The sequence below is a fragment of the Mycobacterium europaeum genome (genome assembly GCF_034555895.2).
GTDB lineage: Bacteria > Actinomycetota > Actinomycetes > Mycobacteriales > Mycobacteriaceae > Mycobacterium > Mycobacterium europaeum.
Genome location: NZ_CP157315.1, coordinates 3,716,782 through 3,730,728, shown reverse-complemented (window position 1 = coordinate 3,730,728; position 13,947 = coordinate 3,716,782). Strand labels below are relative to the sequence as shown.

12 protein-coding genes are annotated in these 13,947 nt (G+C 71.0%); 6 read left to right on the top strand and 6 right to left on the bottom strand.

What is annotated here, in order from left to right:
• Window positions 1-15: 15 nt before the first annotated feature.
• Window positions 16-903: a cyclopropane mycolic acid synthase CmaA1 gene (cmaA1, locus tag U8D42_RS17015; protein ID WP_322859581.1), complete on the top strand. Its 888-nt coding sequence runs from the start codon at window positions 16-18 to the stop codon at window positions 901-903.
• Window positions 904-928: 25 nt separating this feature from the next.
• Here cmaA1 and U8D42_RS17010 read toward each other — a convergent pair whose 3' ends face one another.
• From U8D42_RS17010 to U8D42_RS17000, 3 genes are all read right to left on the bottom strand, one after another.
• A complete protein-coding gene (locus U8D42_RS17010; RefSeq protein ID WP_322859582.1) occupies window positions 929-1,669 on the bottom strand; it encodes a 2OG-Fe dioxygenase family protein in 741 nt (246 codons plus the stop codon).
• 43 nt (window positions 1,670-1,712) lie between these two features.
• Entirely contained in the window at window positions 1,713-3,710 is a 1,998-nt protein-coding gene (locus U8D42_RS17005) for an SDR family oxidoreductase (RefSeq protein WP_322859583.1), read from the bottom strand.
• A 91-nt stretch (window positions 3,711-3,801) separates the two neighbouring features.
• Window positions 3,802-4,515, bottom strand: a complete 714-nt coding sequence (locus U8D42_RS17000; RefSeq protein ID WP_322859584.1) for a histidine phosphatase family protein — start codon at window positions 4,513-4,515, stop codon at window positions 3,802-3,804.
• Between the two features lie 84 nt (window positions 4,516-4,599).
• On the opposite strand from U8D42_RS17000, the gene U8D42_RS16995 reads away from it, so the two are divergent.
• Window positions 4,600-5,472: a MaoC/PaaZ C-terminal domain-containing protein gene (locus U8D42_RS16995; RefSeq protein WP_085242209.1), complete on the top strand. Its 873-nt coding sequence runs from the start codon at window positions 4,600-4,602 to the stop codon at window positions 5,470-5,472.
• Here the strand turns inward: U8D42_RS16995 and otsB are convergent.
• Both otsB and U8D42_RS16985 read right to left on the bottom strand, forming a co-directional pair.
• The gene (gene otsB / locus U8D42_RS16990) at window positions 5,469-6,596 is read right to left on the bottom strand and encodes a trehalose-phosphatase (RefSeq protein ID WP_322859585.1); all 1,128 of its coding nucleotides are present in this window, start codon (window positions 6,594-6,596) and stop codon (window positions 5,469-5,471) included. The genes U8D42_RS16995 and otsB overlap by 4 nt on opposite strands.
• Window positions 6,597-6,637: 41 nt before the next feature.
• Entirely contained in the window at window positions 6,638-7,981 is a 1,344-nt protein-coding gene (locus U8D42_RS16985) for a wax ester/triacylglycerol synthase domain-containing protein (RefSeq protein WP_322859586.1), read from the bottom strand.
• A 167-nt stretch (window positions 7,982-8,148) separates the two neighbouring features.
• On the opposite strand from U8D42_RS16985, the gene U8D42_RS16980 reads away from it, so the two are divergent.
• From U8D42_RS16980 to U8D42_RS16970, 3 genes are all read left to right on the top strand, one after another.
• Entirely contained in the window at window positions 8,149-11,430 is a 3,282-nt protein-coding gene (locus U8D42_RS16980) for an error-prone DNA polymerase (protein ID WP_322859587.1), read from the top strand.
• A 283-nt stretch (window positions 11,431-11,713) separates the two neighbouring features.
• The gene (locus U8D42_RS16975; protein ID WP_090423392.1) at window positions 11,714-12,073 is read left to right on the top strand and encodes a hypothetical protein; all 360 of its coding nucleotides are present in this window, start codon (window positions 11,714-11,716) and stop codon (window positions 12,071-12,073) included.
• 88 nt (window positions 12,074-12,161) lie between these two features.
• A complete protein-coding gene (locus U8D42_RS16970; protein ID WP_085242213.1) occupies window positions 12,162-12,806 on the top strand; it encodes a nitroreductase family protein in 645 nt (214 codons plus the stop codon).
• Between the two features lie 9 nt (window positions 12,807-12,815).
• Here the strand turns inward: U8D42_RS16970 and U8D42_RS16965 are convergent, their stop codons facing one another.
• Window positions 12,816-13,280 (bottom strand): tRNA (cytidine(34)-2'-O)-methyltransferase, encoded by a 465-nt coding sequence (locus U8D42_RS16965; RefSeq protein WP_085242214.1) that lies wholly within the window; start codon window positions 13,278-13,280, stop codon window positions 12,816-12,818.
• Between the two features lie 17 nt (window positions 13,281-13,297).
• On the opposite strand from U8D42_RS16965, the gene U8D42_RS16960 reads away from it, so the two are divergent.
• Window positions 13,298-13,903, top strand: a complete 606-nt coding sequence (locus U8D42_RS16960) for a class I SAM-dependent methyltransferase (RefSeq protein WP_085242215.1) — start codon at window positions 13,298-13,300, stop codon at window positions 13,901-13,903.
• Window positions 13,904-13,947 lie beyond the last annotated feature (44 nt).

Sequence of the window (13,947 nt, the reverse complement as noted above, 5' to 3'; positions counted from 1 at the left end):
GATTAGGCTGAAACGATGCCAACGACGTCGGAGCCCCCCGAGGGGACTGATCTAACGCCGCGCTTCGACGATGTGCAGGCGCACTACGACTTGTCGGACGATTTCTTCCGGCTATTCCTCGACCCGACGCAGACCTACAGCTGCGCCTACTTCGAGCGCGACGACATGACGCTGGAAGAAGCGCAGATCGCCAAGATCGATCTCGCTCTGGGCAAACTTGGGCTGCAGCCGGGCATGACGTTGCTCGACGTCGGCTGCGGGTGGGGCGCCACCATGATGCGCGCGCTGGAAAAGTACGACGTGAACGTCATCGGCCTCACCCTGAGCCGCAACCAGGCCGAGCACGTCGAGCGACTGGTCGCCCAGTCCGAGAGCCCGCGTTCGGCCCGTGTCCTGCTGCAGGGCTGGGAGCAGTTCGACGAGCCCGTCGACCGGATCGTCAGCATCGGTGCCTTCGAGCACTTCGGGCACGAGCGCTACGACGCGTTCTTCACCCTGGCGCATGACCTGCTGCCCGACGACGGGGTCATGCTGCTGCACACCATCACCGGGCTGCACCCGACGGAGATGGCGGAACGCGGCATGCCCATCTCGTTCACGTTCGCCCGATTCATCAAATTCATTGTCACCGAGATCTTCCCGGGTGGGCGGCTACCGTCGATCCAGATGGTCCAGGAGCGCGCGACCGCCAACGGCTTCACCGTGAGCCGCGTGCAGTCGCTGCAGCCGCACTACGCGAAGACCCTCGACCTCTGGGCCGCCGCGCTGCAAGCCCACAAGGACGAGGCCATCGCGGTGCAGTCCGAGGAAGTCTACGAGCGGTACATGAAATACCTCACCGGTTGCGCCGACGCATTTCGGGTCGGATACATCGACGTCAATCAGTTCACGCTGCAGAAGTAACCACCGGCGCACCACGCCGGCGGTACTACGGCCAGGCCGAGGCGAAGGTGATGACCAGGACGTCGCGCTGCGCGGGTCCCGAGCCGTCGATCGGGCGGATCGGGGAGACCCCGTGCAGGGTGCGCCGATCGTCGCCGAGCATCAGCGTGCCGGGCACGGCCAGCGTGGTCGCCAGCAGCTGCCGGCCGTCGAGGTCGCACACCGTGCTCTGGCCGCCGATCGCGTTGCGCCGGCCGACCAGCAGCGAGCTCACCAGGGTGACGCCGTCGCGGTGCATGCCCTCGGGCGTGGGGTGGCCGCCCTTATCCGTCGACCGGGTCCGGAACGGATGCACCTTGACGTTCCAGTCCGCCACGTCGTCGAGGGCCCCCGCCACCCGGGCCAACAGCCCGATCAGCTTGTGCAGCAACCGATCCCGGGCAAACGCGTCGGTCAGCGGCTCGAAGTCGCGGCCCCTGCCGATGTAGAGGGGATTGGAGTTCTGCGGCTGCGCGAAGGTGGCCCTGGGCATCGGGCGCAGCTCGCGATCGCGAAACGAGTACTGGCCGTACCGGCGCTGCCGCTGCACGCCGAGTTCCGCCGCGTACGGGTCGGGGCCCAGGTGCTGCCAGTGCCGGGCGAACCGGGGCCACTCCTCGCGGCCGGCGCCCAGGCTTCGCGTCACGTCGAACGAGGACACCACCGCGGCGCCCGTCGTGGCGACCAGCCGCGCCGCCGCGGCCACCGGGTCGGCGTCCGCCCGCTTCTCGGAAAGAATCCGGGTCATCGCGCCGGAATACCGCAATCGGGTGCGCCCGAAACGTTTTGGCCTACCAATGCACCCCGGGCACCAACCGCACCAGCCGCTTGACTCCCCGCGGTGTTCGGATGCCCGCGGTCACCGCGCGGACCGGTCGCCGCGGCTTGCGCGGCGCGGGGGTGGTGGGCGCGGGCAGCTCGGTAGTCAGGCCGCGCGCGGCGGCCGAGTCGGGATAGCCCAGGTAGAGCTGGTGCAGGATGCGTCGCGACGTGCGCGGCGCGAAGTAGTTGCCGGCTTCGGCGAGCGTGCCCAGCGGGGTGTCGATCCGTGCGGGCTTGTCGACGAGGCCGCGGACCACCATCGCGGCCGCATGCTCCGGGCTGATCGCGGGCACCGGGTTGAGCCGGTGCGACGGCGCGATCATCGGCGTGCGAACCAGCGGCATATGGATGTTGGTGAACGTGATGTGGTCGGACAGCGTCTCGGACCCCACCACGTCGGCGAACGCGTCCAGCGCCGCCTTGGTCGGCAGGTACGAGCTGTACTTCGGGTTGCGGGCCTGCACACCGGCGCTGGAGACGTTGACCACGTGGCCGAAGCGGCGCTCGCGCCAGTGCGGCAGCAGCGCCAGCACCATCCGCACCGCGCCGAAGTAGTTGACCGCCATCACCCGCTCGTAGTCGTGCAACCGATCGGTCGAGTTGACCACCGACCGGCGGATCGACCGCCCGGCGTTGTTCACCAGGTAGTCGACGTGGTCGAAGCGGCCCAGGATGTCCTTGATGGTGTGCTCGACCGAGGTGGAATCGGTGACGTCGCAAGTGAAGGCGTGCGCGTCGCCGCCGCCCGCGCGGATCTCGGCGACCAGCTGGTCCAGCGCGTCGGCGTTGCGGGCCAGGGCGAAGACCGTCGCGCCGCGCTCCGCGACCGCGATCGCCGCCGCCCGGCCGATCCCGCTGGAGGCGCCGGTGATGATCACGTGCCGGCCGCGCAGCGGATCGCTACGGCGGGCGCGGTCGGGGTCGAGGTGCTCGGCCCAGTACCGCCACAGCGCGGGCGCGTAGGAGGCGAAATCGGGTACGTCAATGTCGTTACCGCACAACGCTTCTCGGGTCTTGTCGCTGACGAACGTCGGCTTGAGGTCGACCAGGTCGAAGATCTCGGCGGGGAGACCGAGCTGGGTGGCCGCCATGTCGCGCAGCACCTTGGCGCGCCCGCGCACCTTCAGCACCGGGGCGGCGAACGAGCCCGGCAGCGAGCCGCGCAGCGGCGGCAGGCCGGCGGCCTTGGCGACGCCGCGGTAAATGCCGCGCAGCCCAACGGTTTTCGGCGCGGTGAGGTGGAACGCCTGACCGTCGCGCCCCTCGGCGTGCATCAGGGCGACCAGCGCGTCGGCGACGTAGTCGACCGGCACGATGTTGGTGCGGCCGGTGTCGGGCAGCAGGATGGGCGTCAGCTTCGGCAGGACGGCCAGCGCCGACAAGACGCCGAAGAAGTAGTACGGCCCGTCGATCTTGTCCATCTCGCCGGTCCGCGAGTCGCCCACCACCACCGCCGGGCGGTAGATCCGGTAGCGCAGGCCGGGCGCCGACCGCACCAGCAGCTCGGCCTCGAACTTGGTCCGGTGGTACGCGGTCGGCAGCTGCTGGCCGACGTCGAAGTCGTCCTCGGTGTACTCGCCCGGAAAGTCGCCCGCCACCGCGATCGAGGACACGTGATGCAGCGTCGCGTCCAGCCGCCGCGCCAGCTCGATCACGGCACGGGTGCCCTCGACGTTGACGGCCCTCTGCTCGGCCTCGCCGGCGGTGATGTCGTAGACGGCGGCACAGTGCACGACGTGGTCGACCCGCCCCAGCTCGGCGAGGGTCTGGTCGCTCAGGTCCAGCTCCGGCAGGGCCGCGACCAGCGGTTTCGCCCGCTCGCCCCAGTCGGCCGCGAGGCGTTCGAAGCGGCCCAGCGACTGCCGGCGGACCAGCACCCACACCTGCGCATCGGCCCGGGTTTCCAGCAGACGATCCACGACGCGGCGACCAATAAACCCGGTACCGCCGGTAACGACATACCGCATGCAGCCATCGTGGCGGCTGGCTGGGGCCGCGTCAACCCCGTGGCGATCGCAAGCGCGGCGTCAGCCGGGCGCGGCGGGTCGCCACCATCAACTAGCTGTGGAAGTCGCGGATGCCGTCCCAGTCCACCAGGGTCCAGCCGGTCATCGGGTTACCCGTGATCACCACGCGCCCGATGTTGGGCAGCGGGTGGGTGGTCAGCAGCGTGTTCTTGGCGTTCTTGGTGTTCATCAGCGTCCAGTACTCGATGGCGAACTTGTGCGAGAACAGCACCGGGTTGTGCTGGCCGCTGTTGTAGACCTTCTGGATGGCCGCGGTGAAGCTGTCGTTGAACTCCTTGCCGTCGACCGACCCGGGGATGCTGTCGTGCATGTCGCCCCGGAGCCAGTCCGCCGGCGCCAGCAGGTACGTCGCACCCTCCTGGGCAACCGGCTTGCCCTCGAACCAGCCGGCATAGATCTCCTGAATGCCTTGCAGCACCTCGACCTGCCTGCCCAGCTCGGCGGCCAACGGCGCGGCGGTCTGCTGGGCCCTGGCCATGGTGGAGGCGTAGACGCCGTCGTAGTCCTTGTGGCCCGCCTGGTGGGCGACCTGCTGGGCCTGCCCCTTGCCCTCGGGGCTCAGGCCGGGCCCGGGCACCGACGTGTCGATGATCCCGCTGGTGTTGGCTTCGGACTCGGCGTGCCGGATGAACGTCACCGTGATGCTGCGTGCCTGGGGCGATCCGCCACAGGCGCCGACGATTACGGCCGCGGTGAGCGCCGCGACCGCCTTCGAGACGTTCCGGACCAAGCTGCGCTTCGGCATGGGAGATAGCCTGCCCTGCCGACGGTGTCGGGGGGAAGGGTTTGCGATGGTTAGGTGGAGAAAATACGTCAGAAGGAGACTCAGATGGCGATTGACCCGAGTGCCGTCGGCGCGGTGACCGAACCCATGCTGTTCGAATGGACCGACCGGGACACCATGCTCTATGCGCTCGGTGTCGGCGCCGGCCTCGACGACCTGTCCTTCACCACCGAGAACAGCCACGGCATCGACCAGCAGGTGCTGCCCACCTACGCGGTGATCTGCTCCCCGGCCTTTGCGGCGGCGGGCAAGATCGGGTCGTTCAACCACGCACTGCTGCTGCACGGTTCGCAGGGCATCCGGCTGCACGCGCCGCTGCCGCCCGCCGGGAAGCTGTCCGTGGTCTCGGAGGTCGCCGATATTCAGGACAAGGGCGAGGGCAAGAACGCCATCATCGTGCTGCGCGGCCGGGGCACCGATCCGAAGTCGGGCGAGCTGATCGCCGAGACGCTGACCACGCTGGTCATCCGCCAGGCGGGCGGGTTCGGCGGGTCGCCGGGCCAGCGCCCGATCGCCCCGGAGTTCCCGGACCGCGAGCCGGACGCCCGCATCGCCCTGCCGACCCGCGAGGATCAGGCCCTGATCTACCGGCTCTCCGGTGACCGCAACCCGCTGCACAGCGACCCCTGGTTCGCCAGGGAGCTGGCCGGATTCCCCAAGCCGATCCTGCACGGGCTGTGCAGCTACGGGGTGGCGGGCCGCGCGCTGGTCGCCGAGCTCGGCGAGGGCGTCGCGGCCAACGTCACGGCGATCGACGCGCGTTTCACGTCGCCGGTGTTCCCCGGCGAGACGCTGACCACGCTGATCTGGCGCACCGAGCCGGGCAAGGCGGTGTTCCGCACTGAGGCGTCGGGAGCGGAGGGCAGCGGCGTCCGGGTGGTGCTCGACGACGGCGCGGTGGAATACGCCCAGACCTAGCCGGACAGCCGGTTTGCCAGGCGGGCGGTGAACTCGCCGGCTTTCGCGGGGCTGTCCAGCGCGAACCGCGCCGCGGTGGCACGGTCGCCGTCGTCGTAGTGCCGCACCAGGATAGCGACCCCACCGTCGCGCACCGCGTCGAACGCGTCCTCGTCGGTGATGTCGTCGCCGAGGTAGACCGGCGTCAAGGCGCCGGTCTCGGCCTCGGTCAGGTGATCGAGCACCCAGCGCAGCGTTTTTCCCTTGTCCCAGTCCAAGTCCGGGCGCAGCTCGATGACCTCGCGGCCGGTGGTCACCCGAAGGCCGTCGCGCCGGCCCGCCGCGCGCACCGCGGCCGCCACGTCGCCGACGCGGTCGCGCGCGGCGTTGCGGTAGTGCACGGCGACCCCGAACCGCTTGTGCTCCACCACCACACCGGGGATGGAGCCCAGCCGTTCCCGCAGTTCGCCGGCCGCGCGCTCGAGCACCGGCACGGCCGTCGCCGCCTCGTCGTTCTGGTGGTGCGCGCCGTCGGGCGCGGTCAGCTCGAAACCGTGGCTGCCGGCATACCAAATACCTGGCACTCCAACGCGTTTGGTGACGTCGGCCAGGTCGCGGCCGGACAGCACCGCCACCGGGCACCGGGCCGCCAGCTGCCGCAGCGCCTCGGTGGCACCGGGGACCGGGATGGCGGCGTCGGGGTCGTTGACGATGTCGGACAGCGTGCCGTCGAAGTCGAAGAAGACCGCCGGCCGGCGTTCGGCGAGCTCGTCGAGGACCGTCAGCGCGTCGGGCAGCTGCGACATCCGCAGGTCCCCGGTGCGCACGGTGACGTCGTGAAGGTCGGCGACAACCGCATCCGCGCCGGCGTCTCGCAGCGCGTCGCCGTGGCCGACGCCGATCACCAACGCGAATCCGCCGGCGCGCGCCGCCTCGACGACCGCTTCGTCGGCGGTGACGACCACGCACCGTCCGGGTCGCACGCCCAGGTCGGCGGCCGCCCTCGCCGGGCCCTCGGGTGAGGAGAAAACCGCGGTGGCCATGTCGATCTCACGCAGCCGCCCGTCCAGCGCGGGCCCGGGCGCGTCGAACAGCACCGCGTCGTGGCGACGCGGGTCGATGACGACCGGGCCCGACTGTGACATGACCCAACCCTCTCACGAGGCCCGGTCCGGCCGGGAGTGGGTCAGTGCCGCGCTTGGCCCGGGAAAGGCGGGCGCGGCCCCGGTGCGCGACGGGCGGCGGCGCGGGGCGACCGCTTGCGGCGACGATCGCCGAACAGCAGGACCGAGTCCTGGCTGAGCGCGATGAGGCGTGCCATGCCCAGCTCGATGCCGGCGGCCAATTCCTTGGCACCGAACGCGGCGCGGGGCTCGGCCGTGATGCCGAACACGAGCTCGTCGCCGTAGCTGAGCACCGCGACCCCGGTGCTCAGCGCAACGGCGGTCGGCGGGATGGGCAGCACGCGCTCCATCGTCTGCCCCATGAGCCGCAGTGGGTGCCGCGGCCCGGGGGCGTTGGTGGCCAACGACACGACGGGGCGCCGCGGCAGTAGCGACAGCAATTGGATCACGCCGTCCCGCACCATCTTTGGCAGGGAATCGAGCGCCGAGTCGACGATGCCGCCGGATCGCGGGCCGGCTTCGCCGGCGACCCAGCGGGCCTGCACGGCGCGCAGCCGCCGCACCGGGTCGTCGTGTTCGACGGGCAGGTACGGTGACCGGACCGGCGTCGGCACCAGGGCGCGCAGCGAGTCCGCCCGCGGCTCCTCGCCGCGGCCGAGCAGCACCGTCCGGAACCCCTCGGTGGTGGCGGCCAGGGCGACGTCGTTGACGCTGGCGCCGAACCTGCGGCAGGCGCGGTCGACGTCGGCGATCGGGACGCGCACCGTGGCGTAGCGCCGCGGGACGGCGGTCCGGTCGTGCGTCCGCAGCCCGGGCCAGACCGCACCGAGGAGGGCGCCGGTCGCGGCCCAGGACGCCCGCCACAGCGCGTCGGGCCAGCCCGGTCGTGGCCCCGCGTCCGACGGAACCCGTTCGGCGGCAAAGACGTTGGTGAATGCGGTACTGTCGGCGTCGTCGCACAGCCGGGTGAGCAGGTAGGCGGGCGAGTTGCCGTCCAGCAGGCGGTGATGGGTCTTCATCAGGATCGCCCAGCGGTTGCCCTTCAGGCCCTCGAGCACCCAGCATTCCCACGGCGGCCGGTCCGGGCGCAGCGGTTGCTCGAGGGCGCGGGCGATGGCCCCGGCCAGCTCGGCTTCGTCACCGGGCCGGGGGACCGCCACCCGGCGCACGTGCCGGGCGAGGTCGAAACCCGGGCAGTCGACCCATTCGTGGCGCGTCGGGTGCGGCCGCAGTACCTGCGTGCAGCGCGGCATCGACGGAATGCGTTCGGCCAGAAGGTGTTCGAGGCGGCGGTAATCGGGTGCGCCGCCATCGACGATGGCCACCGCGCCGATGGCCAGGCCGGCGTGCTGGTCGGGATCCTGAGCTTTCAGGAGTGCCGTATCCAGTGCCCTCACCTGCGCCATGCTCGCCCCCGCCGGAAAACCTCGCCCTGTGTTACCAGTGTCTGCCCGGCCCGGTGTCCGCGGTAGGCACGCGGCGTTAAGACCTCGTTTAGGAGTTGAAGATCGGTTTAACAGCGGTTGGACAGGACCGTAGGCGATTCGAACACATATTCGATAGACTGCGGGGCGTGGGTTGGTTCAACGGCCCGTCGAGCTGGGCGGAAATGGAGCGGGTGCTCAACGGCAAGCCGCGCCACGCCGGCGTGCCGGTGACGCCGGGTGAGGACGCCCCGCTGTCGCCCAAGCGCGGAACGTACCGGCCGCCGGACGGCGCCCGGGCGGCCGGCTCGTCCGTTCCATACGCCGAACTGCACGCGCATTCGGCATTCAGCTTTCTCGACGGGGCCAGCACACCGGAGGAGCTGGTGGAGGAGGCCGCCCGGCTGGGGCTGCGCGCCCTGGCGCTGACCGACCACGACGGCCTGTACGGCGCGGTGCGGTTCGCCGAAGCGGCCGCCGAGCTCGAGCTGCGCACCGTGTTCGGCGCGGAACTGTCCTTGGGTCCCGGGGCGCGCACCGAGACGCCCGACCCGCCCGGCCCGCACCTGCTGGTGCTGGCCCGCGGTCCGGAAGGCTACCGGCGGCTGTCGCGGCAGCTGGCCGCCGCGCACCTGGCCGGCGGGGAGAAGGGCAAGCCGCGCTATGACCTCGACGCGCTGACCGAGGCCGCCGGCGGGCACTGGCACATCCTGACCGGATGCCGCAAAGGCCATGTCCGCCGGGCGCTTTCCGACGGCGGCCCGGACGCGGCGCAGCGGGCGCTGGCCGACCTGGTGGACCGGTTCGGCGCCGGGCGGGTCAGCATCGAGCTGACCCACCATGGTCAACCGCTCGACGACGAACGCAACGCCGCGCTGGCCGGGATCGCGCCGCGCTTCGGCGTCGGCGTCGTCGCCACCACCGGGGCGCACTTCGCGGGCCCGTCGCGGCGCCGGCTGGCCATGGCGATGGGCGCCATCCGGGCGCGGCAGTCCCTGGACGCCGCCGCCGGCTGGCTGGCCCCGCTGGGCGGCTCGCACCTGCGGTCCGGCGAGGAGATGGCCCGGCTGTTCGCTTGGCGCCCCGACGCGGTGAGCGCCGCCGCCGAGCTCGGCGAGCAGTGCGCGTTCGGGCTGGCGTTGATCGCCCCGCAGCTGCCGCCCTTCGACGTGCCCGCCGGGCACACCGAGGACAGCTGGCTGCGGCAGCTGACCATGACGGGGGCGCGGGAGCGCTACGGGCTCCCCGATGCCGCGCCGCGCGCGTACGCCCAGATCGAGCGCGAGCTGAAAGTCATTGCCCAGCTGACGTTTCCCGGATATTTCCTGGTGGTGCACGACATCGCCCGGTTCTGCCGGGAGAACGGCATCCTGTGCCAGGGCAGGGGATCGGCGGCCAACTCCGCGGTCTGTTACGCCCTGGGCGTCACCGCGGTGGATCCGGTGGCCAACGAACTGCTGTTCGAGCGCTTCCTGTCGCCCGCCCGCGACGGGCCGCCCGACATCGACATGGACATCGAGTCCGACCAACGTGAAAAGGTCATCCAGTACGTCTACGACCGCTACGGCCGCGATTATGCCGCCCAGGTCGCCAACGTCATCACCTACCGGGGCCGGATCGCGGTGCGCGACATGGCCCGCGCCCTGGGCTTCTCGCAGGGGCAGCAGGACGCCTGGAGCAAGCAGCTCGGCCACTGGAACGGCCTGGCCGACTCCGCTGACGTCGAGGGCATCCCGCCGCAAGTGGTCGATCTGGCCAACCAGATCCGGAACCTGCCGCGGCACATGGGAATCCATTCCGGCGGCATGGTGATCTGCGACCGTCCGATCGCCGACGTGTGCCCGGTGGAGTGGGCGCGCATGGCGAACCGCAGTGTGTTGCAGTGGGACAAGGACGACTGTGCGGCAATCGGTCTGGTGAAATTCGACCTGCTCGGGCTGGGCATGCTCAGCGCGCTGCACTACGCCATCGACCTGGTGGCCGAGCACAAGGGCATCGAGGTCGACCTGGCCCGGCTCGACCTCGCCGAGCCGGCGGTCTACGAGATGCTGGCCCGCGCGGATTCCGTCGGCGTGTTCCAGGTGGAGTCGCGCGCGCAGATGGCCACCCTGCCGCGGCTGAAGCCGCGGATCTTCTACGACCTGGTGGTCGAGGTCGCGCTGATCCGGCCCGGTCCCATCCAGGGCGGGTCGGTGCACCCCTACATCCGGCGGCGCAACGGGCTGGACCCGGTGACCTACGACCACCCGTCGATGGAGCCGGCGCTGCGAAAGACGCTGGGGGTGCCGCTGTTTCAGGAGCAGCTGATGCAGCTTGCGGTCGACTGCGCCGGCTTTAGCGCCGCCGAGGCCGATCAGCTGCGCCGCGCCATGGGCTCCAAGCGCTCGACCGAGCGCATGCGCCGGCTGCGCGGGCGGTTCTACGACGGCATGCGGGAGCTGCACGGCGCCCCCGACGAGGTGATCGACCGGACCTACGAAAAGCTGGAGGCGTTCGCCAATTTCGGCTTCCCGGAAAGCCACGCGCTGAGTTTCGCGTCGCTGGTGTTCTACTCCTCGTGGTTCAAGCTGCACCACCCGGCGGCGTTCTGCGCGGCGCTGCTGCGCGCCCAGCCGATGGGTTTCTATTCGCCGCAGTCGCTGGTGGCCGACGCGCGCCGGCACGGCGTGACGGTGCACGGGCCGGACGTCAACGCCAGCCTGGCCCACGCCACGCTCGAGAACGCGGGAACCGAGGTCCGCCTCGGGCTGGGTGCCGTGCGCCACATCGGCGACGACCTCGCCGAGCGCCTCGTCGACGAGCGAAAAGCCAACGGCGCGTTCGCCTCCCTGCTGGACCTGACCGCTCGGCTGCAACTGAGCGTGCCGCAGACCGAGGCGCTGGCCACGGCCGGCGCGCTGGGCTGCTTCGGCATGTCGCGGCGGGAGGCGCTGTGGGCGGCCGGGGCCGCGGCCACCCAGCGGCCGGACCGGTTGCCCGGCGTGGGCTCGTCGTCGCACGTGCCGGCGCTGCCCGGGATGAGCGAGCTGGAGCTGGCCGCCGCCGACGTGTGGGCCACCGGCGTCTCCCCGGACAGCTACCCGACGCAGTTCCTGCGGGAAGACCTGGACGCCCTGGGCGTGGTGCCCGCCGGGAGGCTGCTGGACGTGCCCGACGGCGACCGCGTGCTGATCGCCGGCGCGGTGACCCATCGGCAGCGGCCCGGGACGGCCCAGGGGGTGACGTTTCTCAACCTGGAGGACGAGACGGGGATGGTCAACGTGCTCTGCACGCCGGCGGTGTGGGCGCGGCACCGCAAGCTGGCCAACGCCGCGCCGGCGATGCTGGTGCGCGGCCAGGTCCAAAACGCCAGCGGCGCCGTCACCGTCGTCGCCGAGCGGCTGGGCCGCATCACCCTGGCCGTCGGGTCGAAGTCCCGCGACTTCCGGTGAGCCGTGGGTCGCCGACCGGCGGCTCGCCGCCTCGCCGCCTCGCGCGCCGAACGTGCACTGGCTGCGAAGTTTTGGCGAAATTCTCGCCGTGGGTGCACGTTCGGCGAGATCCCGCAGGCCGCACGTCTCGGCGGGGGAACGGCACGGCTTCGCGTATCCGGTTGCTGAAACGCCGAAAGTTGACACCCGCAAATCCGCCGCGTCGTAAACTATCGTGCCTGCTCTCGACCAGAAGGAGCCGGACTTGAAATTGTCCTCGGGAAGGCCCGTCCGCCCGCGCTTCATGGCTGCGGCTCATCCACAAGTGACGTTCAGGCTTGCTCGCCACGGCGCTGCAATATTGGGTTGTACTGCGGCGTTTGTGTTTTTCCCTGCGGTCGCGAGCGCAGACCCGCCCGACCCGCACCAGCCGGACATGACGAAGGGCTACTGCCCGGGTGGGCGGTGGGGCTACGGCAATCTGGCCGTGTGCGACGGCGAGAAGTACCCGGACGGGTCGTTTTGGCACCAGTGGATGAAGACCTGGATAGCCGGGCCTCAGTTCTACTACGACTGCGTCGGCGGAGACGAACCTCTCCCGGGCCCGCCGCCGCCCGGTGGATGCGACGGGGCGATTCCGCGCGACCAGCCGGCACCGTCCTAGAAACCCGACCTCGGCCGGAGGGGGCCGCGGCAGCCCGCGGAACCTCTTGTGTCAGTTCGGCGCTCATGTACCCGGGTAGTCTCCGAGCATGACCCTCAACCTGTCCGTCGACGAAGTCCTGACCACCACCCGCTCGGTCCGCAAACGCCTCGACTTCGACAAGTCGGTGCCACGCGAAGTCCTGATGGAATGTCTCGAGCTGGCGTTGCAGGCCCCCACCGGATCGAACTCGCAGGGCTGGCAATGGGTGTTCGTCGAGGATGCCGACAAGAAGAAGGCGATCGCCGACGTGTACCTGGCCAACGCCCGCGGTTACCTGAGCGCGCCGGCGCCGCAGTACGGCGAGGGGGACACCCGCGGCGAGCGGATGGGCAAGGTCCGCGACTCCGCGACCTACCTCGCCGAGCACATGCACGAGGCGCCGGTGCTGCTGATCCCCTGCATCGAAGGCCGCGACGACCAGACCCCGTTGGGTGGGGTGTCGTTCTGGGCGTCGCTGTTTCCCGCGGTCTGGAGTTTCTGCCTGGCGCTGCGGTCCCGTGGGCTGGGCTCGTGCTGGACGACGTTGCACCTGCTCCGCGACGGCGAGCAGCAGGTGGCCGACGTGCTGGGCATTCCCTACGACAAGTACAGCCAGGGCGGGCTGTTCCCGATCGCCTACACGAAGGGCACCGATTTCCGCCCCGCCAAGCGGTTGCCCGCCGAGCAGGTCACGCACTGGAACGCCTGGTAGCCGTCCGACTCAGACCGCCCCGTCATAGCCGCGCTGCCGCCAGGCCTCGTAGACGGCGACGGCCGCGGCGTTGGACAGGTTCAGCGAGCGGCGGCCGGCCAGCATCGGGATGCGCACCCGCTCGGTGACATGCGGGTCGGCCAGCGTGGCGTCGTCCAGCCCGTCGGGTTCGGGCCCGAACATCAACACGTCGCCGGGCCGGTAGCCGATGTCGGAGAACCGCGTGCTGGATTGCGCGGTGAACGCGAACACCCGCGCCGGCATGAGCGCGTCCCACGCGGCCGGTAACGAGGGGTGGACCGTGACCGACGCCAGGTCGTGGTAGTCCAGCCCGGCCCGCCGGAGCTGGGGCTCGGACAGGTCGAACCCCAGGGGCTCGACCAAATGCAGTTCGCAGCCGGTGGCCGCCGCCGTCCGGATGGCGTTGCCCGTGTTCGGGGGGATGCGCGGGGAGTAGAACATCAGCTTGAACACAACGCGATAATGGTCGCATGGTCGAGCAGAGCCTCTGGATGCAGAAAGTCGCTGCCGATCCAGGACATTCGCAGTGGTATATCGAGCGGTTCCGGGCGATGGCCCGCGCGGGTGACGACCTGGCCGGCGAGGCCCGTTTCGTGGACGCGATGGCGCCCCGCGGCGCCCGGATCCTCGACGCCGGCTGCGGCCCCGGCCGGCTGGGCGGGCACCTGGCCGCCGCCGGTCACCACGTCGTCGGCGTCGACGTCGACCCGGCGCTCATCGAGGCGGCCGAGCACGATCACCCCGGCCCGCGCTGGCTCGTCGGCGACCTCGCCGAGCTCGATCTGCCCGCCCGCGGCATCGCCGAGCCGTTCGACGTCATCGTGTCCGCCGGCAACGTCATGGCGTTCCTCGCGCCGAGCACCCGGGGCCGGGTGCTGAGCCGGCTGCGGGCCCACCTCGCCGACGAGGGCCGGGCGGCGATCGGCTTCGGCGCCGGCCGCGACTATGCGTTCGCCGAGTTCCTCGACGACGCGGCGGCGGCCGGGTTCGCGCCCGATCTGCTGCTGTCCACCTGGGACCTGCGCCCGTTCACCGATGACTCCGATTTCCTCGTCGCGGTCCTCCGGGCGGCGTAGACCGTCTCGCCGCGGTTTGCCAGGGTCGTGCGTCCGCGCAGGGG

What these genes read in the sequence shown, in the direction of transcription:
- U8D42_RS17005 (WP_322859583.1), bottom strand. Translation starts at nt 3,710, where the DNA reads ATGCGGTATGTCGTTACCGGCGGTACCGGGTTTATTGGTCGCCGCGTC.
- cmaA1 (WP_322859581.1), top strand. Translation starts at nt 16, where the DNA reads ATGCCAACGACGTCGGAGCCCCCCGAGGGGACTGATCTAACGCCGCGC.
- U8D42_RS16995 (WP_085242209.1), top strand. Translation starts at nt 4,600, where the DNA reads ATGGCGATTGACCCGAGTGCCGTCGGCGCGGTGACCGAACCCATGCTG.
- U8D42_RS16975 (WP_090423392.1), top strand. Translation starts at nt 11,714, where the DNA reads ATGGCTGCGGCTCATCCACAAGTGACGTTCAGGCTTGCTCGCCACGGC.
- U8D42_RS16970 (WP_085242213.1), top strand. Translation starts at nt 12,162, where the DNA reads ATGACCCTCAACCTGTCCGTCGACGAAGTCCTGACCACCACCCGCTCG.
- U8D42_RS16960 (WP_085242215.1), top strand. Translation starts at nt 13,298, where the DNA reads ATGGTCGAGCAGAGCCTCTGGATGCAGAAAGTCGCTGCCGATCCAGGA.
- otsB (WP_322859585.1), bottom strand. Translation starts at nt 6,596, where the DNA reads ATGTCACAGTCGGGCCCGGTCGTCATCGACCCGCGTCGCCACGACGCG.
- U8D42_RS16985 (WP_322859586.1), bottom strand. Translation starts at nt 7,981, where the DNA reads ATGGCGCAGGTGAGGGCACTGGATACGGCACTCCTGAAAGCTCAGGAT.
- U8D42_RS17000 (WP_322859584.1), bottom strand. Translation starts at nt 4,515, where the DNA reads ATGCCGAAGCGCAGCTTGGTCCGGAACGTCTCGAAGGCGGTCGCGGCG.
- U8D42_RS17010 (WP_322859582.1), bottom strand. Translation starts at nt 1,669, where the DNA reads ATGACCCGGATTCTTTCCGAGAAGCGGGCGGACGCCGACCCGGTGGCC.